Origin of the sequence: Paraburkholderia sp. MM5482-R2 (assembly GCF_050436125.1) — a bacterium.
GTDB lineage: Bacteria > Pseudomonadota > Gammaproteobacteria > Burkholderiales > Burkholderiaceae > Paraburkholderia > Paraburkholderia tuberum.
The window spans coordinates 3,911,549-3,932,562 of record NZ_JBNDLP010000002.1 but is presented as its reverse complement, the minus strand read 5'-3'; the positions used below and the strand labels follow the sequence as shown (position 1 = coordinate 3,932,562).

The 21,014-nt window shown below is 63.0% G+C and carries 21 protein-coding genes and 1 tRNA gene; 11 read left to right on the top strand and 11 right to left on the bottom strand.

Features of this window, described 5'->3' with window-relative positions:
* Nucleotides 1–27 precede the first annotated feature (27 nt).
* From OKW37_RS21040 to OKW37_RS21030, 3 genes are all read right to left on the bottom strand, one after another.
* The gene (locus OKW37_RS21040) at nt 28–1,266 is read right to left on the bottom strand and encodes a type II secretion system F family protein (protein WP_429408257.1); all 1,239 of its coding nucleotides are present in this window, start codon (nt 1,264–1,266) and stop codon (nt 28–30) included.
* Nucleotides 1,263–2,519 (bottom strand): GspE/PulE family protein, encoded by a 1,257-nt coding sequence (locus OKW37_RS21035; RefSeq protein ID WP_184051022.1) that lies wholly within the window; start codon nt 2,517–2,519, stop codon nt 1,263–1,265. The genes OKW37_RS21040 and OKW37_RS21035 overlap by 4 nt, the downstream gene beginning before the upstream one ends.
* Nucleotides 2,520–2,666: 147 nt before the next feature.
* Nucleotides 2,667–3,965, bottom strand: coding sequence for an HlyC/CorC family transporter (locus OKW37_RS21030; protein ID WP_090801938.1), 1,299 nt, complete (start codon nt 3,963–3,965; stop codon nt 2,667–2,669).
* A gap of 112 nt (nt 3,966–4,077) precedes the next feature.
* On the opposite strand from OKW37_RS21030, the gene OKW37_RS21025 reads away from it, so the two are divergent.
* Nucleotides 4,078–4,191: a hypothetical protein gene (locus OKW37_RS21025; RefSeq protein ID WP_409259250.1), complete on the top strand. Its 114-nt coding sequence runs from the start codon at nt 4,078–4,080 to the stop codon at nt 4,189–4,191.
* A gap of 197 nt (nt 4,192–4,388) precedes the next feature.
* Here the strand turns inward: OKW37_RS21025 and OKW37_RS21020 are convergent, their stop codons facing one another.
* Nucleotides 4,389–4,772 (bottom strand): hypothetical protein, encoded by a 384-nt coding sequence (locus OKW37_RS21020; protein ID WP_429408259.1) that lies wholly within the window; start codon nt 4,770–4,772, stop codon nt 4,389–4,391.
* 796 nt (nt 4,773–5,568) lie between these two features.
* On the opposite strand from OKW37_RS21020, the gene OKW37_RS21015 reads away from it, so the two are divergent.
* The 4 genes from OKW37_RS21015 (at nt 5,569) to OKW37_RS21000 (ending at nt 8,490) form a co-directional block, all read left to right on the top strand.
* Nucleotides 5,569–6,252 (top strand): recombinase family protein, encoded by a 684-nt coding sequence (locus OKW37_RS21015; RefSeq protein ID WP_429408261.1) that lies wholly within the window; start codon nt 5,569–5,571, stop codon nt 6,250–6,252.
* Nucleotides 6,253–6,254: 2 nt separating this feature from the next.
* Entirely contained in the window at nt 6,255–7,253 is a 999-nt protein-coding gene (locus OKW37_RS21010) for a hypothetical protein (protein ID WP_429408263.1), read from the top strand.
* 164 nt (nt 7,254–7,417) lie between these two features.
* On the top strand, nt 7,418–8,113 hold the full coding sequence (locus OKW37_RS21005) for a hypothetical protein (protein WP_429408265.1): 696 nt from the start codon (nt 7,418–7,420) through the stop codon (nt 8,111–8,113).
* Nucleotides 8,114–8,289: 176 nt separating this feature from the next.
* Nucleotides 8,290–8,490, top strand: coding sequence for a hypothetical protein (locus OKW37_RS21000; protein ID WP_429408267.1), 201 nt, complete (start codon nt 8,290–8,292; stop codon nt 8,488–8,490).
* Here OKW37_RS21000 and OKW37_RS20995 read toward each other — a convergent pair.
* From OKW37_RS20995 to OKW37_RS20985, 3 genes are all read right to left on the bottom strand, one after another.
* Entirely contained in the window at nt 8,479–10,014 is a 1,536-nt protein-coding gene (locus tag OKW37_RS20995) for a DUF6538 domain-containing protein (RefSeq protein WP_429408268.1), read from the bottom strand. The two genes, OKW37_RS21000 and OKW37_RS20995, sit on opposite strands and share 12 nt — an antisense overlap.
* 90 nt (nt 10,015–10,104) lie before the next feature.
* Nucleotides 10,105–10,181, bottom strand: a tRNA-Pro gene (locus OKW37_RS20990).
* 49 nt (nt 10,182–10,230) lie between these two features.
* Nucleotides 10,231–11,223: a polyprenyl synthetase family protein gene (locus tag OKW37_RS20985; RefSeq protein ID WP_184058549.1), complete on the bottom strand. Its 993-nt coding sequence runs from the start codon at nt 11,221–11,223 to the stop codon at nt 10,231–10,233.
* Between the two features lie 285 nt (nt 11,224–11,508).
* On the opposite strand from OKW37_RS20985, the gene rplU reads away from it, so the two are divergent.
* The 4 genes from rplU to proB all read left to right on the top strand — a co-directional run bounded on the left by rplU (nt 11,509) and on the right by proB (nt 14,653).
* Nucleotides 11,509–11,820: a 50S ribosomal protein L21 gene (gene rplU / locus OKW37_RS20980; protein WP_007180329.1), complete on the top strand. Its 312-nt coding sequence runs from the start codon at nt 11,509–11,511 to the stop codon at nt 11,818–11,820.
* A gap of 25 nt (nt 11,821–11,845) precedes the next feature.
* On the top strand, nt 11,846–12,106 hold the full coding sequence (gene rpmA, locus OKW37_RS20975) for a 50S ribosomal protein L27 (protein ID WP_184058546.1): 261 nt from the start codon (nt 11,846–11,848) through the stop codon (nt 12,104–12,106).
* 237 nt (nt 12,107–12,343) lie between these two features.
* Nucleotides 12,344–13,465: an Obg family GTPase CgtA gene (cgtA, locus tag OKW37_RS20970; RefSeq protein ID WP_184051016.1), complete on the top strand. Its 1,122-nt coding sequence runs from the start codon at nt 12,344–12,346 to the stop codon at nt 13,463–13,465.
* A gap of 69 nt (nt 13,466–13,534) precedes the next feature.
* Nucleotides 13,535–14,653, top strand: coding sequence for a glutamate 5-kinase (proB, locus tag OKW37_RS20965; protein WP_429408271.1), 1,119 nt, complete (start codon nt 13,535–13,537; stop codon nt 14,651–14,653).
* Nucleotides 14,654–14,786: 133 nt separating this feature from the next.
* Here the strand turns inward: proB and OKW37_RS20960 are convergent, their stop codons facing one another.
* Both OKW37_RS20960 and OKW37_RS20955 read right to left on the bottom strand, forming a co-directional pair.
* Nucleotides 14,787–15,344, bottom strand: a complete 558-nt coding sequence (locus OKW37_RS20960; RefSeq protein ID WP_184058542.1) for a CNP1-like family protein — start codon at nt 15,342–15,344, stop codon at nt 14,787–14,789.
* Between the two features lie 76 nt (nt 15,345–15,420).
* Nucleotides 15,421–16,170 (bottom strand): RNA pyrophosphohydrolase, encoded by a 750-nt coding sequence (locus OKW37_RS20955; protein WP_090801927.1) that lies wholly within the window; start codon nt 16,168–16,170, stop codon nt 15,421–15,423.
* A gap of 300 nt (nt 16,171–16,470) precedes the next feature.
* Between OKW37_RS20955 and OKW37_RS20950 the strand changes: the two genes are divergently transcribed.
* The gene (locus tag OKW37_RS20950; protein WP_090801925.1) at nt 16,471–18,207 is read left to right on the top strand and encodes a proline--tRNA ligase; all 1,737 of its coding nucleotides are present in this window, start codon (nt 16,471–16,473) and stop codon (nt 18,205–18,207) included.
* Nucleotides 18,208–18,219: 12 nt separating this feature from the next.
* On the top strand, nt 18,220–18,819 hold the full coding sequence (locus OKW37_RS20945; protein ID WP_184058540.1) for a MarC family protein: 600 nt from the start codon (nt 18,220–18,222) through the stop codon (nt 18,817–18,819).
* A gap of 97 nt (nt 18,820–18,916) precedes the next feature.
* Here the strand turns inward: OKW37_RS20945 and OKW37_RS20940 are convergent, their stop codons facing one another.
* Both OKW37_RS20940 and ffh read right to left on the bottom strand, forming a co-directional pair.
* A complete protein-coding gene (locus tag OKW37_RS20940; RefSeq protein ID WP_184058538.1) occupies nt 18,917–19,468 on the bottom strand; it encodes a hypoxanthine-guanine phosphoribosyltransferase in 552 nt (183 codons plus the stop codon).
* Nucleotides 19,469–19,620: 152 nt separating this feature from the next.
* The gene (gene ffh, locus OKW37_RS20935) at nt 19,621–20,988 is read right to left on the bottom strand and encodes a signal recognition particle protein (protein WP_090801921.1); all 1,368 of its coding nucleotides are present in this window, start codon (nt 20,986–20,988) and stop codon (nt 19,621–19,623) included.
* Nucleotides 20,989–21,014 lie beyond the last annotated feature (26 nt).

The following is a 21,014-nucleotide window of genomic DNA, read 5'->3' as shown; positions in this document are numbered from 1 at the left end:
GGTGACGAAGTGGATTCGGCTGCGATGCTACACCACGTTGCCGAGTTGAATAATGGGAAGATACATCGCGATGACGAGGCCGCCGACCAGGGTGCCGAGCACGACGATCACGAGCGGTTCACACAGGCTCGATAGCGTGCCGATCCTGTCGTCGACCTGGCGATCCGCAAGCGACGCGACATCGAGCAGCATGCTGTCGAGCGCGCCGGATTCCTCCGCGACCGCAACGGGCTGCACGACTTCGGGAGGAAAGCAGCGGGCCGCGAGCATAGCCGCGGCGAGCCGTTCGCCGCGCCGCAATCTGATGGCGATGCTTGCCGTCGCGCGATCGAAGAAGGCATTGCCGGTCGCCTGAGTGAGCGAATCGAATGCGTCGGCGAGCGGCGTGCCGGCGGACAGCAAGGTGCCAAGCGCGCGACTCCAGCGCGCCGCGCACAGCGTGCGCAGCAGTGGGCCGGCCACCGGCAGGTCGAGCGACAGGCGCGCGAAGCGGATGCGCGCGCTTACCGAACGACGCAGCACGAGCGTGATGGCCGAGCTCATTGCGAGCATCAGTATGAACAGCGGCACACTCCAGCGCGCGGCGGCCGCCGAGAGCGCCAGCACGAACTGCGTCGGCGCGGGCAGCTTCGCGCCGAAGCCATCGAAGATCTGCTTGAACGTCGGCACGACCCACACCAGCAATGCGGCAGTTATCGCGAGCGCGAGCAGCAGGACCGCGGCTGGATAGGTGAGAGCCGCGCGCACCTTCGCGCGCTGCGCAGCGGCGCGTTCGCGATCGTCGGCGAGGCGGGCGAGCACGGTGACGAGCGCGCCCGCCGCTTCGCCCACCTCGACGAGCTGGCAATACAGCGCATTGAACTGCGCCGGGTGCCGCTGCAAGGCCGCCGAAAACTGCAGGCCGGCGGTGATGTCGCGCGCGATAGTGCCGACGATGCGCGGCATGCCTTGTCGCTGACCCGACGTCGACGCCTGCGCGAGTAGTTCGAGCGCGGGCGCGAGCGCCAAACCGGCACGCAGCAGACTGGACAGTTGTCGCGTGAACAGCGTGACAGCGGCCGCGCTCGTCTTCGGGCGTGGCGCCGGCCCTTGCGTTGCGAGTTCGACGATAAAGAGGTTGTCGCGTTTGAGCATCGTGCGTGCGGCGCTCGCGTCGGGCGCGATCAGCGTGCCGCTTTGGCGCGTGCCGTCCGCGTCGACGCCGCGCCATCTGAAGCGTAGGTCGGCTGAGACGGACCGGGTTGGTGACAGCGCGGCGGTACTCATGCGACCTCCGTCGCGGCGAGCGCTTCGGCGAGACTCGTGGTGCCGTCGCGCACGCGCGCAAGCGCCGCGTCGCGTAACGTCGCGACCTGTTCCATCTGCGCGAGGCGGGCCAACTCGTGCGCGCCCGCGCTCGCGACGATCTGCTCACGCATCGCGTCGGAGACGGGCATCACCTGATGAATGCCGACGCGCCCCCGATAGCCGATGCCATGACAAACCGCGCAGCCGGTCGCCGCATACGGTTGCCAGCCGTCGAGCTCATGTTCGCCAAAGCCCGCGGCGTGGAGTGCCGCCGGCGAATGCGGCGCGGGCGCGCGGCATGCGACGCACAGTCGCCGCACCAGCCGCTGCGCGGTCACCATGCGCAGCGCGGCGGCAAGGTTGTACGGCTCGACACCGATGTCGATGAGCCGCGCGATGGCCGCGGGCGCGTCGTTCGTATGCAGCGTGGACAGCACGAGGTGACCGGTTTGGGCGGCCTTCACGGCAACGTCGGCGGTTTCGTTGTCGCGGATTTCGCCAACCATGATCACGTCCGGGTCCTGACGCAGAAAAGCCCGCAGCGCGACCGCGAAAGTCAGTCCGGCTTTTTCGCGCACGCTGACCTGGTTGATGCCGGCCAGCTGGATCTCGGCTGGGTCTTCCACCGAGCAGAGGTTGCGTGCCTCGCCGTTCAGCAGGTTCAGGAAGCAGTACAGCGATAGTGTCTTGCCGCTGCCCGTCGGTCCGGTGACGAGCATCAGACCGTGCGGCGCGCGGATCGCGGCGTCGACGGCTTCGCGCTGCCGCGGATCGAGGCCGAGCGAATCGAGCGAAAGATCGGCGGGCAACGCGTCGAGCCGTCGTAGCACGAGCTTTTCGCCGAACAGTGTCGGCAGCGAATTGACGCGGTAATCCTCGAGCCGTCCTGGCGACGTCGCGAGGCGTAGCCGGCCGTCCTGCGGCACGCGTCGCTCGGCGATGTCCATGCGCGCGAGCACTTTCACACGCGTGACGAACGCGTCGCGCAGATGGGCGGGCGGCCGCGGGATTTCATGCAGCACGCCGTCGATGCGCAGGCGCACACGCCAGCCATGCTCGGCCGGCTCGATGTGGATATCCGACGCATTGCGCCGCGTCGCTTCGTGCAACGTGTCGGTCAACAGACGCACGGCTGGGGCGTTGTCGGGATCGTTCAGACTCGTTGCGCTGGATTCGCCGTCGACAGCGAGTGGGCGCGGCAATGCCGCGGCGGTGGCAAAAGGTGTTTGCATGAGAGACCGGTGATGAACCGCCTTTAGAACATGACGGCTTCATCTTCCGGTTGCGGGCGTCCGAATGCCATTCGGCCATTCGGCTAATGGCGTGTTTCGCGAGCCTGTGCGATGCTGAACGAAAATCAGCGTGCGGCGGCGCGAAGTTCAGCCTGACCTTGCTTTACCGGCCTTCGTGCGCGACGGCGGTTTGAAAAGCTTGACGGTGCGGATCGCCTGATCGTCGCTGCGCATCACTTCGAGCTTGGTGTCTCCGATGTGCACGCAGACGTCGCCGTCGGGGATGTCTTCGAGGATTTCGAGAATCAGGCCGTTCAGCGTTTTGGGGCCATCGGTGGGTAGCCCGAGTTGCAGCCAGCGGTTGAGCTCGCGCAACGGCATGCTTCCCGCGACGATGCATTCGCCCGCCTCGTTCCAGCCACCGCGCGAGCTGGCGCTACGCGGAATCGACGTGGTGAATTCGCCGATCAGTTCCTCGATGATGTCTTCCGGTGTGACGAGGCCTTGCAGTTCGCCGTATTCGTTGACGACCAGCGCGATGCGTTGCCGGCTCTCCTGAAAGTATTGCAGCTGCTGGAACACCGGCGTGCCGCTTGGCACGAAGTACGGCTCGGCGAGCAGCTCGCGCAAGGTATCGCGCTCGAGCTCCTGGTTGTGCAGCGCTGACAGCGTCTTGCGCACGTGCAGCACACCGAGCACGCGGTCGATGTCGCCTTGGTAGACGATCAGCTTGTTGTGATAGCAGGTCTCCAGTTGATGCAGGATCTGTTCGAACGGGGCATCGAAGTCGAGGGCCTCGATACGGCGACGCGGGATCATCACGTCATCGACGGAGATGTTTTCGAGGTCGAACAGGTTCAGCAGGATGCTGCGGTGCTTGGTGGGCATGAAGCTTCCCGACTCGAGCACGATGGTGCGCAGTTCTTCGGTGGACAGCCGCTGGTCGCGCGCGCCCTTCGTGTTGATGTGCAGCACGCGCAGGATGCCGGTCGCGAACAGGTTGACAAACCAGATCAGTGGTCTCGCGACGCGCATCAACGGCGCGATCAGCAGGCTCGCGGGCAGCGCGATTTTCTCGGGAAACGTCGCGCCGACGATCTTCGGTGTGATCTCCGCGAACACGATAATGAGGAACGCGACGATACCGGTCGCGATCGACAGCACGAGGCTATTGCGGCCGAACGTATGCAGCGCGAGCGATGTCGTGAGTACCGGAATGATCGTGTTGAACAGGTTGTTGCCGATGAGGATCACGCCGAGCAGCTGATCGGTTTTTGCGAGCAGGCCCTGAGTCGTCTTTGCGCCGAGCGTGTTCTTGCTGGCGAGATGTTTGAGGCGATGACGATTGAGCGCCATCATCGCTGTCTCGGAAATGGAAAAGAAGGCGGAGCAGACAAGCAGTAGAAGGACGGCGCCGATCTGCGCCCATAAGGGAAGTTGTTCCACGCGTCGTGAAAAATAAGGGAAAGGATGGAGAGAATATAGCAGAGGGGGCCGCGCGCTCCGGTGTGGACGAAGGCTGACGCCGCTAGGACGACAACGTGGCAACGTACGCGCTGTGCCTGGCGAGCCGGAGGAAAGAAAGCGGCGAAGGGCAGCACGAGAGCAACGAAAAAAGCGCCGCGCAAAACAAAAAACCGCCCAGCAACACTGCGGCGGTTTTGAACCTTGAGCTAACAAGGAGAATCTGGTCGGGGTGAGAGGATTCGATTCTCTCTGAGCCCCGTCCCATAAGGCTCTGACGCTGGCCGCTGCCCGTTGTGGGATGCGGTTGTGTAGCACTCGGTGCGCTACGGAGACCACAGAATAGCAGAAGCCGTGCACCGACAGTGGCACGCGGGAATTGCCGGCCCGCGAGTTACGGGCACGTCACTCGCATACCTTGCCCTTGAGCCAAACATTCAGATTCTCGTTGTTATTGGCCTGCGCATGGGCTTGGTTCAACGTGAGTCGCCCATAGAATTTCCCGTTTTGGTCAACAATGACTGGCGGGTTGTTGGCGAAACGGTTGCAAGGGCTGACGTCGGAGTACGCGGAACCATAGTCCCCGTAGTGGTTGAAAATGCTTGTCGATTCGTAGGGCGAGCCGTGCGGGCCGTATTCGTTCTGCACAGAGTGTTGATCGTATTGCGAGCAAGTCAGGCAGCCTAGGAAGACGTCATGGTCCCGTCCGCCGAACAGGAGTAGCGGGGCGTTCTGCGCGATTGCAATAGCGGACGTGGTGAGTAATAGGGCGGGAAGCAAGCGTTTCATTCTCATTGCGCGTTTTCGTGCCTTATCGTGATTGGACCGCTTGTCTTTTCTTCCGGCCTAGAACGAGAAGCCCGATGCCGACAACCAAGAGTCCCAAAACAAGTCGGTGCTGCAAAGTCAGCATGTCAGGTTCGCCCGTGTAATCCAGCTTATTCAGCAGGACGGAGCCGAGCAGCATTAGGGTGCCAATAATTTTCCACACGAAACGCATCTTCTAGGTTCTTGTTCTTATTCGAGAGGGCGCATCTTTGCCGGTGGACGACGATGTTGTCAAACACGCCGACCGAAAGTTGGCGGAGATTTCTGCGGGACCCTACAGCGCGCCGCTAGCGCCGAGCGTCCCCATGCGACCATTCCGACGCAACTGCCGGGAGTCGGGCCGAAGTCCAGAGGGTAACCAGTTGGCATCTCGGGGCTGACGCCGCCCTGCCGAAGCAGGGGGCCGTCGATTCAGTCTTGCTGGGACGGTGTCGGCGCGCCCAATTGCAGGTAGATCAACACTAGCAGCGGGATCAGTCCTATTCCATAGACGAGTATCAAAAAGCTGGAAAGCGAATAGAGGAAGACCTTTTGCCCCTTTGTGATGTTTGCGTACCAGTTCTTCATAGCCTTTGTGGATGTTTTGGTGTTGGCTCGTCTATTAACGGCAAGGAAGATAGATTCTTGATGGTACGTTAGGGCATGCGGTAACGTAACCGGATGACGACACCCGAATCGGTAACGCAAAAGACTGATTGACAGCCCATACGTTACTGGTTACGATTCACGCTCCTTAACGTTACTGAGGCCGTAAATCATGGCAATTCGGGCGTACCTGCGGGCATCAACCGCCGATCAAGATGCGGAGCGCGCACGCGATAGCTTGGCGAAGTTCGCTGCCGAGCACGGCGCGAAGGTGACGGCGTTCTATGTTGAGAACGTGAGCGGGACGAAGTTGAACCGCCCTGCTCTCGATGATTTGCTTGACGAGGCACACGCAGGCGACGTGCTGCTAGTCGAGGGTATCGACCGCCTTACGCGTCTGACGCAGGAGGATTGGGATGCCCTGAAGGACCGCATTCGGGCTAAGAAGCTGTTGATCGTAGCGAAGTACGTACCGATGACTCACGAGCTTCTGGCGGCAACGCAAGCGCAACGAGTGGACTGGGCGCATGACGCGACGAAGGCGGCGCTGCGTGATCTGATGGTTGAACTTGCTGCTGCCAAAGCACGTGAGGACTACGAGGTGCGCCGTGAGCGGGCCGCGCAGGGCGTCGAGCGGCGTAGGGAGAGGGATGCCGCAGGGCTGACGGATACGAAGGGCTACGCGGGCCGCAAAGCGGATGCTGACATGCACCGCAGGATCGTGGACCTGAAGCAGCGCGGCATGACGTACAGCCAGATCGCTGACACGCTCAAAACCACGAGGCCGACTATCGCACGCGCCCTGCGTGCAGCCGGGATGTTGCACGACTCTGCCAGCGCAGACACGAGCCGATAAACATGATCGACTACAAGGCGTACGAGGCGCGGTTGCTGGCCGTCGAGTTACCTGCGGCGATGGATCGCAAGGCGCACGAGGCGCGGCTGCGTAGGCAGCGGCGAGGCCGAGGAACCGCTGCGGACGCGCAGGCGGCTGCCGCGCATCGGCAAGCTGGGGAGATACCAACGCTGGACGGGATCGTTGCCGGGGCCGAGAAAGAACTGGGCAAGCTGTTGCCAAAGGGCTACCGGCGACCGGCCATTGATAACCGTGACGATGCGCTGTATGCGCTGCGACTGGCCTGCCATGTGGCCGGGTCTACGTACTTCAACGATACGCATCCATGGAACAGGCCGGACGTGATCGACGCCATCCGGGTTGCGGAAACGAGGAAGCTCCGGCCGTTCATCCGGCGCATTGCGCGGCTGGCGTTCGGCCCAACGATGCGAGACCTGTACATGCCACCCGGTACGTTCAGACTGGAAACGAAGCTGCTGGACGAAGACACCGACACCGTGCCGAAGTCAGGGCTGGCGGCGGCGGTTTCTCGTGATACGGCCTCGCCGGCCGACGATGACGCGCACCCACTGGGCAGGCTGGACGTACTACGGCGGCTGTTCGACGGGCAAACACCTGCCCTACAGGCGGATGTGATTGACTTCGTGCGGCTTGCGTACGGGAGCACTCCAACATGGATGACTGTCAGACCAGCGAAGCCACGCGGCGGTAAGCGGGCTGGTGCGGGCCGTCCTGCCGGTGCAAGACAGCGCCCGAAGCCGACCGAAGTAGAGCGGGAGCAAGTCGAGCGCAAGACGGTCGAGAGGACGCCGGACCAGAAACGGCGGCGGCATGTGGCGTACTACAACCGCTGGAAGCTCGACAGAATGCTGAAGGACGGAGGGGTGCTGGAGTGCGACGAGCCGGAAGCTGCACCTGCGGAACGCGAACCGGAAGACCCGATCGACATACTCACTGAGATAGCTCCGGGTGCTGGCGGTGACGGGGAGTTGCCGTTCTGAGGACAGGGGCTGGCGATGGCCCCGGAATGCCACGCACGCGTGCGCCCGTGCGCGGACGCACGGTGACGGATTAACGACGGACGATGTGAAGGACGAGGCGACTGATGGCACCACCGAAGGGATTTCGTAGAACGAGGCACGAGCCGAAAGCGGGACCGCACTGCGTGAACCCGCGAAATGGCTACTTGCCGACCGAGCGCAAGGCGCGGACAGCACCGGCTCTCGCCTCACCACCACCCGGACAGGGCATCCGCGAGCATGTACGCGGCTGCGCACGTTGCCAGCGGGTGTGGGCACGGCAGATCACGGGCGGCGTCTCTAGTGGGCGCTTCGAGGCGTGGCTGCGAGGGCAGTCCAAGTTCGTCGGCTCGCGCTGCCCAAAATGCGGCGGCTGGCACTATCGCGTCTCGAACGGTTCCTGTATCGGCTGCCGTAAGCCGGGCTGGAAGTTCGAGCGCGTGGAGGTTGGCGGCGGCACACGCTGGCGCGTCGAGCGTGACGAAGCGCCTCGAACGAGTGCGGAGAACAAGCGCGAGATGAGGGCGATTGAGCAAGCCGAGAAGCACGCGGATGCGACTGGTGAGGGCTTCGAGATGTTCACGCACGGCGGCGTCACGGCGCGGCGGTTGCCGAAGTCCGACAAGCTCAGGGTATCGGCTCCCGGCTGGCGCGGGCTTAACGTTCCCGACTTCGGGGCGTGGCTATCGACGTTCCCTGATCCACTGGAGAAAGTGCGCGAGATCGCGACGAACGGTGCACCCGGTTTGCCTCTGGCGCTGCGGTGGGCGGGCTGGTCCGGATTCGATGATGTGCCTGATCCTGACGGCGTGCTGATGCGGCTGCTGTTCTCTGTGGACTAGGTTCTAAGGTGTCTTCGGGACACGCTCTCGATTACCCGAAGCCCCGGCTGGCAGCGCACACAGCGGAATTAATCAATGTGTGTGCTAGTTTGAGCGGTGCGCGAGCGGCGGACTGCCGGGCGCCCTCAGGTCCGGCATAATTGACGCATTGCTCACTGCCTACATGGTGGCTCGACATGGAGATACCCGATACCCAAGCGGACACCGCGAAGCTGCGCGCAGCGGTCTCGCGAATGATCGACGAAACGATTGAGATTCAGGAGCGTCAGCGTCGATGGGGCATGTTGGGGCCGTTTCTGATCGGGGGCGGCTCGTTCTTGGCTGCGGCGGCCTTCTTTGCCGCCTGCTTCCGCGTTGCCAAGTGGCTAACACTGTAGGGCGAGCGGTGGCGTTGCGGGCACGCCCGGAACGGTCAGACCGTGGATGCGGAACAGGGACAGCGCTTCGACAAGCGGGCGGAGCGGGTAGAACTCGCTGCCGTAGCCGCTGGACGCGTCGCCGTCATCGTGGCCTTGCATGGCGTCCGCTACGTCCTTGCCGATGCTGCGCTCGCGGCAGGTATCCTTGAAGGTATGGCGGAACGAGTAGAACACCATGCGCTTGTCGGTAACACCGCACGGCCCGCGCAGGTACTTCCCGAACCACTTCGACCAGTTACCGGATTCCTCGCCGTACGAGTTCGGCTTGAGGGCAGGGAAGATGCGCGGCTTGCCCTTATGGCTATGTGCGTACGCAACGAAGCCGAGGGCGATCAGGTCCGGGTGCAACGGGATGCGCCGCACGCTGCCCGCGTTCTTCACCGCTTGTCCACGCTCATCGTTATGGACGAGCCGGAGGCACCATGCCGTCTTCCGGGTGTCGTCAGCGTCGATGTATGCCTCTTCGCGGATGTCGTCCGGTGCTAGCTGGCACAACTCTTCAAGTCGTGCGCCGGTGAATAGTGCTAGCAGCGGGAGCCAGTACGCAGCTTCGCCCGCGCCGCCAGCCGGACGCGTGTTCTCCGAGTACACCGGGCTGGAGAAGATCGCCTGCAAGGCGTCCTCGCTGAATGAGATGACGGGCTTACCCGCCTTTCGGACAGCAGCGCGGATGCCCTTGGCGACATTCGTAGTGAGCCGATCATTCTTACAGGCGAAGTTGAGCAGGATGGAAAGTTGCTCGATCTGCTTGTTCGTGTTGACCCCTGTTTGCCCGGACGAGAGCAGCGCATCCTTGAAGGCGATGATGTGACTGCGCTGGATGTCCCGGATCGGCATGAGGCCGACAAGTTCGCGGAAACGGCGTACAGCACGGGCCGCCTTGTCGAGCGTACGCTGTGGCTTCTTGCGCTCCCTGTCCCATGCGTCGATCAGGTCCGTGAAGTACAGCGTTGGCTTGCCGGTGACAGGTGGCTGGGCGGCGCGCTGAAGCTGCGGCGGCTTGCGCTCTGCTTCCTCGTCCTTTAGGAGGCGCTTGGCTGCACGCTCTATCTGCATACGCCGTTCAACATCGCGGTCGAACTCCAGAGCCTCGTCTTCGTCTAGTCCTTCGTCGCGGGCGTGACTGACTATCGACTGATACCACTCATCCGACTCCAACCGGTCGCGTTCAGCGTCTTCCAACCCGGCGCGCTTGGCGTTGGCGTCGGACTGTGCCGCATTGATGATGGAGCGGACCTTGACTGAGATGGGATCGCTGATGGCCGGGGTGGGCGTGGCGGCGCGTGCCAGATCGGCGCGAAGCTCCGCGAACAGTTCGTCCGAGCGCAGGCTTTCGGCGCGACATAGACGAACGGCCTCGGCGCGCTTGATGCGCCCGAAGCCCTTGTAAAGCTCGGTCTTGCGGATGACTGCTTGGAGTTCTTTTGGAACGCGGCGACGGAACTCGTAACGTCCGTTGCGTTCATTCAGATGTGTGCACATGTGGAGTGCCTGTGTGTAGCACCCACATGGAGCAACAGGCTTGTCAGGCTTGGGATTGGCGGGAAAGACTGACCAATCAACAACTTAAATTGGTCGGGGTGAGAGGATTCGAACCTCCGGCCTCTACGTCCCGAACGTAGCGCTCTACCAGGCTAAGCTACACCCCGATTGGGTACTGCTGACTCGATTCAGACTAATTCGGTGTTTCAGTCTCGTTCAAGACTGTCTTGCCGTCGAGTAAGAGCATAATTCTAGCAGGCTCTCCTTGAAAATGGAATGGGGAAATGACGATATTGCTGCCGCGGCTGCATGCGCCTCCTGTTTCGCGCACTCGAGCGTGTGATCCAGCGCGCCCGAGCGCGTGATCGCGTCGAAAATGGTATCGAAACGGTCGGTGCCACCTTGCTCGATGGCTTCGCGCGCAAGCGCCGACTGCTCGGGCGTGCCGCGTTCGATCAGATAGATGAGCGGAAGCGTCGGTTTGCCTTCGCGCAGATCGTCGCCGGCGTTCTTGCCCATCGACTCGGCCGTCCCCGTGTAGTCGAGCCAGTCGTCCATGATCTGGAACGCGGTGCCGATGCGACGACCGTACTCGGCGGCGGCGGCTTCGGTTTTCGCGTCCGCGCCGGCCAGCACCGCGCCGAGCTGGGCGGCCGCCTCGAACAACTTTGCGGTCTTGTAGCGGATCACCTGCATGTAACGGGCTTCGTCGACGTCGGCATCGTGCATGTTCAACAACTGCAGCACTTCGCCTTCAGAGATGATGTTGGTCGCTTCCGACAGAATTTCCATCACGCGCATCTTGCCCACGCCGACCATCATCTGGAACGACCGTGAGTAAAGAAAGTCACCGACCAGCACGCTCGCCGCGTTGCCGAACAGCGCATTGGCGGTCTGGCGGCCGCGCCTCAGGTCGGACTCGTCGACCACGTCGTCATGCAGCAGCGTGGCCGTGTGGATGAATTCGACGACCGCTGCCAGCTCGTGCCGGTGCCCCGTCGTATCGCCGAGCGCGCCCGCCACCAGCAACAGCAGCGCGGGCCGCAGCCGCTTGCCGCCGGCGCTGATGATGTACTCGGAAATCTGATTGATCAACATCACGTCCGACGCAAGACGTTGCCGGATGACGCGATTGACCTGCTGCATGTCTTCGGCGATTGGAGCAAGCAGGCTGGCGACGTTGGGGGAGGTGGTGGCAGTCGACGACATGATGGCTGAATTGGGTAGTGCCGCGAATTATAAGGCGATCGGGGCGCTTCCGGGTCGTCGGCTGCGGCGTGGATGCGCTCCGCATGGCGCGCGGGGCGCCTGCCAAGGCCGTCTGCGGGGCGCCGCGCGTCGCAGGTATGCCATCTGCGAGCGCCTGCGAGGGAGGGCGAAGCCGGACGGTAGACGGTTTGGCAAGCAGGTTTTGACCGAGCAGCTAACTCTATGTATAATCGACAGTTTCCGCGCGCGGTGCGTGGGAAAAATGAATACAGAGTGAGGTTCTCAATGTACGCGGTCATAAAAACCGGTGGCAAGCAGTACAAGGTTGCCGTCGGCGAAAAACTTAAAGTAGAACAGATACCGGCAGACATTGACGCTGAAATCACGCTCGACCAGGTTCTCGCAGTGGGCGAAGGCGAATCGATTAAGTTCGGTACGCCGCTGGTCAGTGGGGCTTCCGTCAAGGCTACCGTCGTGTCGCAAGGTCGTCACGCCAAAGTGACGATCTTCAAGATGCGTCGCCGGAAGCACTACCAGAAGCATGGCGGCCACCGCCAGAACTATACCGAACTGCGCATCGACGCGATCAACGCGTAAGCGCACCGGTTAAGGAGCAAATCAAATGGCACACAAAAAGGCAGGCGGATCGTCCCGAAACGGCCGCGACTCCGAATCGAAGCGCCTCGGCGTGAAGGTTTACGGCGGCCAGGCTATCAATGCTGGTGGCATCATCGTGCGTCAGCGCGGTACGCGCATGCACGCTGGCGACAACGTCGGCATGGGCAAGGATCACACCCTGTTCGCGCTGAAGGACGGCCACGTCCAGTTCTCGACGAAGGGCGCGGCGAAGAAGCACACCGTTTCCGTCGTCCCGGCAGCCTGAGTTTAATCAGGCACGGGCTTCAGGACCGGAAAAAGGCCCCGCGAAGTTCGCGGGGCTTTTTTTATTGCGGCGCCCCTTTAGCTTGGCGCCCAAGCCGCGCAGCCGACCGCTCCTCATAGGCGGACTATGCCGGTCGGTCGATTGATCAACGCGCGGCGCGCGCGGCAAAATAGCAGCATCCAATCAGTATCAACCCCTGCATCGAATCGGGCAGTACACCACGGGACGGAGTAACACATGAAGTTCATTGACGAAGCGAGGATTGAAGTCATCGCCGGCGACGGAGGGGATGGCAGCGCGTCGATGCGCCGCGAGAAGTTCGTCCCGTTCGGCGGCCCCGATGGCGGTGACGGCGGCCGGGGCGGCAGCGTGATCGCGGTGGCTGACCGCAACATCAACACGCTGATTGATTACCGCTACGCGAAAAAACATTTGGCGCGCAACGGCGAAAACGGCCGCGGCTCGGATTGCTACGGCAAGGGTGGTGATGACATCACGCTGCGCATGCCGGTCGGCACCACCATCACGGACATGGAAACCGGCGAGCTGATCGCCGATCTGACCGAGCACAACCAGAGCGTGCAAATCGCGCAAGGGGGAGCCGGCGGCCTCGGCAACCTCCATTTCAAGTCCAGCACGAACCGCGCGCCGCGTCAGAAGACCGACGGCAAGCCGGGCGAGCGCCGCATGGTCCGCCTCGAACTGAAAGTGCTGGCCGACGTCGGTCTGCTCGGCATGCCGAATGCGGGCAAGTCGACGTTTATCTCGTCGGTGTCGAACGCGAAGCCGAAAATCGCCGATTACCCGTTCACCACGCTCGCGCCGAACCTCGGCGTCGTGCGCGTCGGGCCGAGCCGCAGCTTCGTGATTGCCGACATTCCGGGGCTGATCGAAGGCGCGGCGGAAGGCGCCGGCCTAGGCCATCAATTCCTGCGTCACCTGCAGCGCACCGGGCTGCTGCTGCACATCGTCGACATCGCACCGTTCGATGAATCGATCGATCCGGTCGCCGAAGCGAAGGCGATCGTCAACGAACTGCGCAAGTACGACGAAGAGCTTTATCAGAAGCCGCGCTGGCTTGTGCTGAACAAGCTGGACATGGTGCCTGAGGACGATCGCGAAGCGCGCGTGGCGGCGTTCCTCGAAGGCTTCGGCTGGGACGGTCCGGTGTTCGAGATTTCGGCGCTGACTGGCCAGGGCTGTGAAAATCTTTGCTACGCCGTGTTCGACTACCTCGCCGAGCACTCCGACGCGCAACGCGCGGCCGAAGCCGAAGACCTGGCCTCCGACGTGCGTTTCCGCGACGGGACGCAAGTACCGGCCGCGACCCGCGAAGCCGGCACCGATCCGCAGGAATAACAACTCGAGCGCCGGCGCCAGCGGCGGGTGCCGGTATGCATCACGCGTCATCTTGGGAGACAGCGCACAATGCGTTCCGTCATCGCAGATTCACGGCGATTGGTCGTCAAAGTCGGTTCGAGTCTCGTCACGAACGACGGGCGCGGCCTCGATCATGCGGCGATCGGCCGCTGGGCCGCGCAAATTGCCGCACTGCGCGCGCAAGGCAAGGAAGTGGTGCTGGTCAGCTCGGGCGCGATCGCCGAGGGCATGCAGCGGCTCGGCTGGACGAAGCGGCCGCGTGAAATCGATGAGCTGCAGGCGGCCGCGGCGGTCGGTCAGATGGGTCTCGCGCAAGTGTACGAAAGCCGCTTCGCCGAACATTCCATCCAGACTGCGCAGATCCTGCTTACTCACGCTGACCTTGCTGACCGCGAGCGCTATCTGAACGCTCGCTCCACGCTGCTCACGCTGCTGGGGCTCGGAGTTGTACCGATCATCAACGAGAACGACACGGTCGTCACCGACGAAATCAAGTTCGGCGACAACGACACGCTCGGCGCGCTGGTTGCCAATCTGATCGAGGGCGACGCGCTGATCATTCTGACGGACCAGCAAGGCCTCTTCACCGCAGATCCGCGCAAGGACCCGACCGCGACACTCGTCCAGCAAGCCGACGCCGGCGCGCCCGAGCTCGAAGCGATGGCGGGCGGTGCGGGCTCGAGCCTCGGCCGCGGCGGCATGCTCACCAAGATTCTCGCTGCGAAGCGTGCGGCCCATAGCGGCGCCAATACGGTGATCGCGAGTGGGCGCGAGTCGGACGTGCTGGTGAGACTGGCGGCCGGCGAGCCGATCGGCACCCAACTGATCGCGCGCACCGCGCGCATGGCGGCGCGCAAGCAATGGATGGCCGATCACCTGCAGGTGCGCGGCCACGTCGTGATCGATGACGGCGCGGTCGAAAAACTGACCGCCGGCGGCAAGAGCTTGCTGCCGATCGGCATCGTCGGTGTGCAGGGTGCATTCGCGCGCGGCGAGGTGATCGCGTGTCTGAGCGCGTCAGGCCGCGAGGTCGCACGTGGTTTGACGAACTACAGCAGCGCGGAAACCAAACTGATCCAGCGGCGTCCGAGCGGAGAAATTGAGTCAGTGCTCGGCTATATGCTCGAGCCCGAACTGATTCATCGCGACAATCTCGTGGTGCTTTGATCTGCGAGGCGGCGCGCATATCGCGCGTATGAAGAGCCAACAATTAAGCCGTTCCAGCGCAGGCTGGAACGGCTTTTTAATCGTCACGGATAAGCAACGGCGCCTGAGTCGGGCGCGCGCCGCGCAACCGGCCTCAATGAATCTGCGACGTCTGCGTGCGCTTGTAACGAATGTTCTCGACGATGTGCTGCGCGCTGCCGGTCGGAATCTTGTTTGCGCACATATAGTCCTGATACAACGCGGCCTGGTACGCATTCAGCGCGCCGTTTTCTATCCGCGAAAACGGGTTTGCGACCGTCGTGTCCCAGCCGTCGTGATCGGCGTTCAGGCCCGCATACTGACGCCATTCATACGTGTCGCAGCGGATGCCCTCGTAATTGACGTTGCGCGCACCGCCCGGGCTCGTGACGACCACCGTGTAACGCACCACGCCGTCGTCGCCGACGCTGACGGACTTCGGGTCGATCGCAAATTGCAGCGGCGTATTGCCGGAGACTTCGAACGGCAGCAGGTTCGCGTCGGAGGGCAGCGGCGGCAACGTGTCGACCTTGTTTTCAACCCAGTTGCTCTTGCGATCCAGCAGATAGGTGAACTCGCTGTCGTCTTTGTTGGTCGGTTTGCCGGCGCTCGAACAGCCTGCCAGCAGGGCGCCGGTGGCGACGCACGCCACGGCGAATGCAAGTGCTTTCAATCTGATTCCCTCGAGAGACAGACGCGGCTCGAAAGCCGCGCCAGAGAGAGGCGGCGCGAGCCGCCGCCTGGAATGGTTAATCGCGCACGCCTCGTCGTACTAACGGGGCGACGGCCTCGTCGGCTTCGGCCGTTTCGCGCTCATCCTCCGATCTCATGTTGGCATCCGGTGAGCCGGGACCGCAATCCGGCGCGACCAGCACGTGCGTCGAAGTTTCGACGCTGACCGAAGTTACGGTCGTGACGGTGGTGACCACCGTGCTTACCGTGGAATCCGGCGGGCTTTGCATCGACGACGCTATCCGGGGATAACGCGACCCATGATGCCCGCCAGGTTTTTCCGCACGCGGCGCAGGCCGGCGCATGAAACGGGACAGCTCCGTTAGCGCCAACTGATACACATCCCGCTTGAACTCGATCACACAGTCGAGCGGCACCCAATACTCGTTCCAACGCCACGCATCGAACTCAGGGTGGTCGGTGGCGCGCAAACAGATGTCGCAGTCGCGTCCTACCATCCGGAGCAAAAACCAGATTTGTTTCTGGCCGCGGTAATGACCGCGTACTTCGCGCTTGATGAACTTGTCAGGCACCTCATAACGCAACCAGTCGCGCGTGCGACCGATCACCTTGACGTGCTCAGGAAGCAGCCCGGTCTCTTCGTGTAACTCCCGATACATCGCTTGCACGGGGGTCTCACCATATTTGATGCCCCCTTGCGGAAACTGCCAGGAATGTTCACGGAGTCGTTTGCCCCAAAACACCTCGTTGTGCGCGTTCAAGAGGATGATGCCGACGTTCGGGCGAAAGCCTTCACGATCCAGCATACAACCACCTTCGAATCCTTTAAAATTGCTTTGATTATAAACAGATAACGGACCCTACGCACCGAATCGCATCAGAATGGAGCGATTCGCCGCAACAGGCCCGGGTTTGCGGTAGCCTGTCGGTTTTCCGTGCCTATCCCTTGTGAGAGAAGCTTTGCGCGGCGGTTTCGGCGCCGCACGGGGGCAGGGCGCCGCCAGTCGGGCGAACCCTTCCGGCTTCGCCGCGGATCTGTGTCGATTTCCCTCATTTTCCCCTTTTCTGGCGGTCCTACCGGAAGCCGCCGCTTTTGGACACCTTGAATGAAAGCTTCCCGTTTCTTTATCGGCACTCTCAAAGAAGCGCCCGCCGACGCCGAAATCATCAGCCACAAGCTCATGGTGCGCGCGGGCATGATCCGTCGCGTCGCGGGCGGTATCTATAACTACCTGCCGGTCGGCCTGCGTTCGATCCGCAAGGTGGAAGCGATCGTGCGTGAGGAAATGAACCGGGCGGGCGCCATCGAGCTGTTGATGCCGGCCGTGCAGCCGGCCGAACTGTGGCAGGAATCGGGGCGCTGGGAGAAGTACGGTCCCGAGCTGCTGCGCTTCAAAGACCGCAAGCAGGCCGATTTCGTGATGGGCCCGACGCACGAGGAAGTGGTCACCGACATCGCGCGCAACCAGATCAAGAGCTATCGCCAACTGCCGGTCAACTTCTATCAGATCCAGACGAAGTTCCGCGACGAGATCCGTCCGCGTTTCGGCGTGATGCGCGGCCGCGAGTTCATCATGAAAGACGCGTACTCGTTCGACAAGGACGCGCAGGGTCTGCGCGAGTCGTATCGCAAGATGTACGACGCGTACGTGCGCATCTTCACGCGCCTCGGTCTGGACTTCCGCGCGGTGGCGGCCGACAACGGCTCGATCGGCGGCAGCGGCTCGCATGAGTTCCATGTGATCGCCGACACCGGCGAAGACGACATCGCGTATTGCCCGACCTCCGATTTCGCCGCGAACGTCGAGGCGGCCGAAGCGCTACCGCTGATCGCAGAGCGCGCGGCGCCGGCAGAAGAGATGAAGAAGACCGCGACGCCCGGCAAGGCGAAGTGCGAGGCGGTTGCCGAACTGCTGAACATTCCGCTCGAACGCACGATCAAGTCGGTCGTGCTCGCCACCGAGAACGAAGGCGCCGAGCCGACGATCTGGCTGCTGATGCTGCGCGGCGATCATGATCTGAACGAGATCAAGGCGGCCAAGCTCCCGGGCCTCGGTAATTTCCGCATGGCGACCGAAGCCGAGATCGTCGAGACGTTCGGCACACCGCCGGGCTATCTCGGTCCGATCAACACGAAGAAGCCGGTCAAGGTGATCGCGGACCGCACGGTCGCGAACATGAGCGACTTCGTGGTCGGCTCGAACGACGTCGACTATCACACCACCGGCGTGAACTGGGGCCGCGACCTGCCCGAGCCGGTCGTCGCCGACATCCGCAATGTGAAGAAGGGCGATCCGTCGCCGGACGGCAGGGGCGTGCTCGACATCTGCCGCGGCATCGAAGTGGGCCACGTGTTCCAGCTCGGCACCAAGTATTCCGAAGCGATGAACGCGGCCTGTCTCGACGAAACCGGAAAGCCTCGGCCGATGGAAATGGGCTGCTACGGCATCGGCGTCACGCGGATTCTCGGCGCCGCGATCGAACAGAATTTCGACGACAAGGGCATCATCTGGCCGGAGTCGATTGCGCCGTTCGAAGTCGTGCTGTGCCCGATGGGCTATGACCGCAGCGACGCGGTGCGTGAGCAGGCCGACAAGCTGTACGCGGAACTCGTCGCGGCCGGTATCGACGTGATCCTCGACGATCGCGGCGAGCGGCCGGGCGTAATGTTCGCCGACTGGGAACTGATCGGCGTGCCGCATCGACTGGTGATCGGCGACCGTGGTCTGAAGGACGGCAAGATCGAGTATCAGGGCCGTCGCGAGGCCGAAGCGACGCTGCTGCCGGTCGCGGATGCCGCGCAGACCGTGATCGGCAAAGTGCGCGCGGCGCTGGCGAACTAAGCGGAGCGGGCGGTGGAGTACACCTTCCTGTCCGCGACGGTGCTGCTGATCCTGATCACCGATCCGCTCGGCAACATCCCGATCTTCGTCAGCTGTCTGCGCGGTGTGGCGCCGGAGCGTCGCACGGTCGTGATCCTGCGCGAGGTCGCGATCGCGTTTGCGATCCTGCTGGTGTTCATGATGCTCGGGCAGAGCTTTCTGCGCATGATGAGCCTCAGCGACCAGTCGTTGCGGATCGGCGGCGGCATCGTGCTGTTTCTGATTGCGCTGCGTATGGTGTTTCCGCATCCGGACGGTCCGTTCGGCGGCGACGCGCGCGGCGGCGAGCCGCTGATCGTGCCGCTCGCGATTCCTGCGCTAGCGGGTCCGTCAGCGTTGGCGACGGTCATGCTGCTGACCTCGCAGGCGCCGGGCAAAACGGTCGAGTGGGTCGGCGCGCTGACCGTCACGATGATCATCTGTGCGATCGTGCTGATGCTCGCCGAGCGCATTCAGGCGTGGCTCGGTGAACGTGTGATGGCGGCGTTCGAGCGGCTGATGGGGCTCGTGCTCGTCGCGATTTCAGTCGAGATGATGCTCGGTGGAATCCGCTCTTTCGTGCACAAGCTGTGAAACGCGAGCCGGTGCGCGCATTGCCACTGTCGCAGCCATAAAAAAGCAGCCAGGCAGGCTGCTTTTTTTTCGCCGGTGGGCGGGGCGGATGCCCCGCTCACGCTCCCTCGGTCAACGCCCGAATGGTCGGCAGGTTGCGCCAGTAGCCCTTCGCATCCATCCCGCAGCCGAACACGTACCGGTCCGGCACTTCGAAGCCGCAGTAATCGGGGCGCAGCGGTTTCGCCTTCGGAATGATCTTCTCGCACAGCACCGCGGACAGGAAGCGCTTTGCGCCCATCGCGAGGATGCGATCGCGGATTGCGGCCATCGTCTCGCCTTCGTCGAGGATGTCGTCGAGCACGAGCACCACGCGATCCTTGACCGACTCGGCCGGCGCGACGCGCCATTGCATCTCGTTGCTGCCCTTCGTCGTATTGCGGTAGCGCGTCAGGTGGATGTAGTCGAACTCGAGCGGGAAATCGAGGTGCGGCAGCAGCATGCCGGTGAATACTGCGGCGCCGCCCATCACCGACAGCACGAGCGGGAAGTCCTCGCTCATCTCGTCGCGGATGGCAGCCGCCATGCGGGCGATCGACGCAGTGACGTCCGAGGCCGAAACTATCTCTTCGGAGTGTTGAAAAATATGGAAGGCTTCTTCGCGGTTCATGACGTCTGACGGACGGTAACTGTATACATAGTGTGAGTGGCAACGTCCCGAGGGACGTTCCCGCGAGGGACGGCGCAATGCGCTACAGAATAAACCCGCACGATGCCGAAGTCATCCGCACTCGGCGCGAGCGCGCGCCGGTCCCATCAAGCTTAGCGCATGCCGGGCATCATGCCCTTCATGCCGCGCATCATCTTCTGCAGGTTGCCGCCCTTGAGCTTCTTCATCATCGTGCGCATCTGTTCGTACTGGTTCAGCATGCGGTTGACTTCCTGCACCTGCACGCCCGCACCTGCGGCGATGCGGCGCTTGCGGGTCGCCTTGATCAGTTCGGGCTTGGCGCGCTCGGCCGGCGTCATCGAGTTGATGATGCCTTCCATGCGGCGCATCTGCTTCTCGGCCTGACTCATGTCGGCGCCGGCCGCGGCTTGCTGAAACTGCGCGGGCAGCTTGTCCATCAGCGACGACAGGCCGCCCATGCCCTTCATTTGCGTGAGCTGAGCGCGGAAATCGTTGAGGTCGAAGTCGCCGCCTTTCTTGACCTTGTCGGCGAGCTTCTGCGCGGCCTGCACGTCGACGCCGCGCTGCGCTTCCTCCACCAGCGCGAGAATGTCGCCCATGCCGAGAATCCGGCTCGCCATGCGGTCCGGGTGGAACACTTCGAGGCCGTCGAGTTTTTCGGCGACACCCACGAACTTGACCGGCTTGCCCGTCACGTGACGCACCGAGAGCGCCGCGCCACCGCGCGAATCACCGTCGAGCTTGGTGAGCACGACGCCGGTGAGCGGCAGCGCGTCGCTGAACGCCTTCGCGGTGTTGACCGCGTCCTGGCCGAGCATCGCGTCGACGACGAACAGCGTTTCCGCCGGCTTCAGCTCGGCGTGCAGCGCGGTGATTTCGTTCATCATCACCTCGTCGATACCGAGACGGCCGGCCGTGTCGACGAGCAGCACGTCGTGATAGTGGCGCTTGGCCCAGTCGAGCGCGGCGCGGGCAATGTCGACCGGCTTCTGGTTCAGCTCCGACGGGAAGAAGTCCGCGCCGACCTGCTCGGTCACCGTTTTCAGCTGCGCGATGGCGGCGGGACGATAGACGTCGCACGAAACGGTCAGCACCTTCTTCTTGTACTTCTCGCGCAGCAGCTTGGCGAGCTTGCCGACCGTAGTCGTTTTGCCGGCGCCCTGCAGACCCGCCATCAGGATGATCGCGGGCGGCGCGACGGCGAGATTGAGTTCGGAGGCCTTGCCTTCGTAATCGCCGCCGATCACCGCGGTCAGTTCGCGCTGCACGACGCCGACGAGCGCCTGACCCGGCGACAGGCTGGAGATCACTTCCTCGCCGAGCGCCTTCTCCTTGACCTTCGCGATGAACTCGCGCACGACGGGCAGCGCCACGTCGGCCTCGAGCAGTGCGAGACGCACCTCGCGCAGCATTTCCTGGGTGTTCGCCTCGGTGAGCCGGGCTTCGCCGCGCAGCGTCTTGACGACGCGCGCCATCCGTTGAGTCAGATTGTCGAGCATGGGGAGCGATGAACGGTGGGGCCCGC

Bases quoted from the DNA above. Each gene is read 5' to 3' on its own strand.
- OKW37_RS21040 (WP_429408257.1), bottom strand. From the start codon at position 1,266: ATGAGTACCGCCGCGCTGTCACCAACCCGGTCCGTCTCAGCCGACCTA.
- OKW37_RS21035 (WP_184051022.1), bottom strand. From the start codon at position 2,519: ATGCAAACACCTTTTGCCACCGCCGCGGCATTGCCGCGCCCACTCGCT.
- OKW37_RS21020 (WP_429408259.1), bottom strand. From the start codon at position 4,772: ATGAAACGCTTGCTTCCCGCCCTATTACTCACCACGTCCGCTATTGCA.
- OKW37_RS21015 (WP_429408261.1), top strand. From the start codon at position 5,569: ATGGCAATTCGGGCGTACCTGCGGGCATCAACCGCCGATCAAGATGCG.
- OKW37_RS21010 (WP_429408263.1), top strand. From the start codon at position 6,255: ATGATCGACTACAAGGCGTACGAGGCGCGGTTGCTGGCCGTCGAGTTA.
- OKW37_RS21000 (WP_429408267.1), top strand. From the start codon at position 8,290: ATGGAGATACCCGATACCCAAGCGGACACCGCGAAGCTGCGCGCAGCG.
- OKW37_RS20995 (WP_429408268.1), bottom strand. From the start codon at position 10,014: ATGTGCACACATCTGAATGAACGCAACGGACGTTACGAGTTCCGTCGC.
- OKW37_RS20985 (WP_184058549.1), bottom strand. From the start codon at position 11,223: ATGTCGTCGACTGCCACCACCTCCCCCAACGTCGCCAGCCTGCTTGCT.
- rplU (WP_007180329.1), top strand. From the start codon at position 11,509: ATGTACGCGGTCATAAAAACCGGTGGCAAGCAGTACAAGGTTGCCGTC.
- rpmA (WP_184058546.1), top strand. From the start codon at position 11,846: ATGGCACACAAAAAGGCAGGCGGATCGTCCCGAAACGGCCGCGACTCC.
- cgtA (WP_184051016.1), top strand. From the start codon at position 12,344: ATGAAGTTCATTGACGAAGCGAGGATTGAAGTCATCGCCGGCGACGGA.
- proB (WP_429408271.1), top strand. From the start codon at position 13,535: ATGCGTTCCGTCATCGCAGATTCACGGCGATTGGTCGTCAAAGTCGGT.
- OKW37_RS20955 (WP_090801927.1), bottom strand. From the start codon at position 16,170: ATGCTGGATCGTGAAGGCTTTCGCCCGAACGTCGGCATCATCCTCTTG.
- OKW37_RS20950 (WP_090801925.1), top strand. From the start codon at position 16,471: ATGAAAGCTTCCCGTTTCTTTATCGGCACTCTCAAAGAAGCGCCCGCC.
- OKW37_RS20940 (WP_184058538.1), bottom strand. From the start codon at position 19,468: ATGAACCGCGAAGAAGCCTTCCATATTTTTCAACACTCCGAAGAGATA.
- ffh (WP_090801921.1), bottom strand. From the start codon at position 20,988: ATGCTCGACAATCTGACTCAACGGATGGCGCGCGTCGTCAAGACGCTG.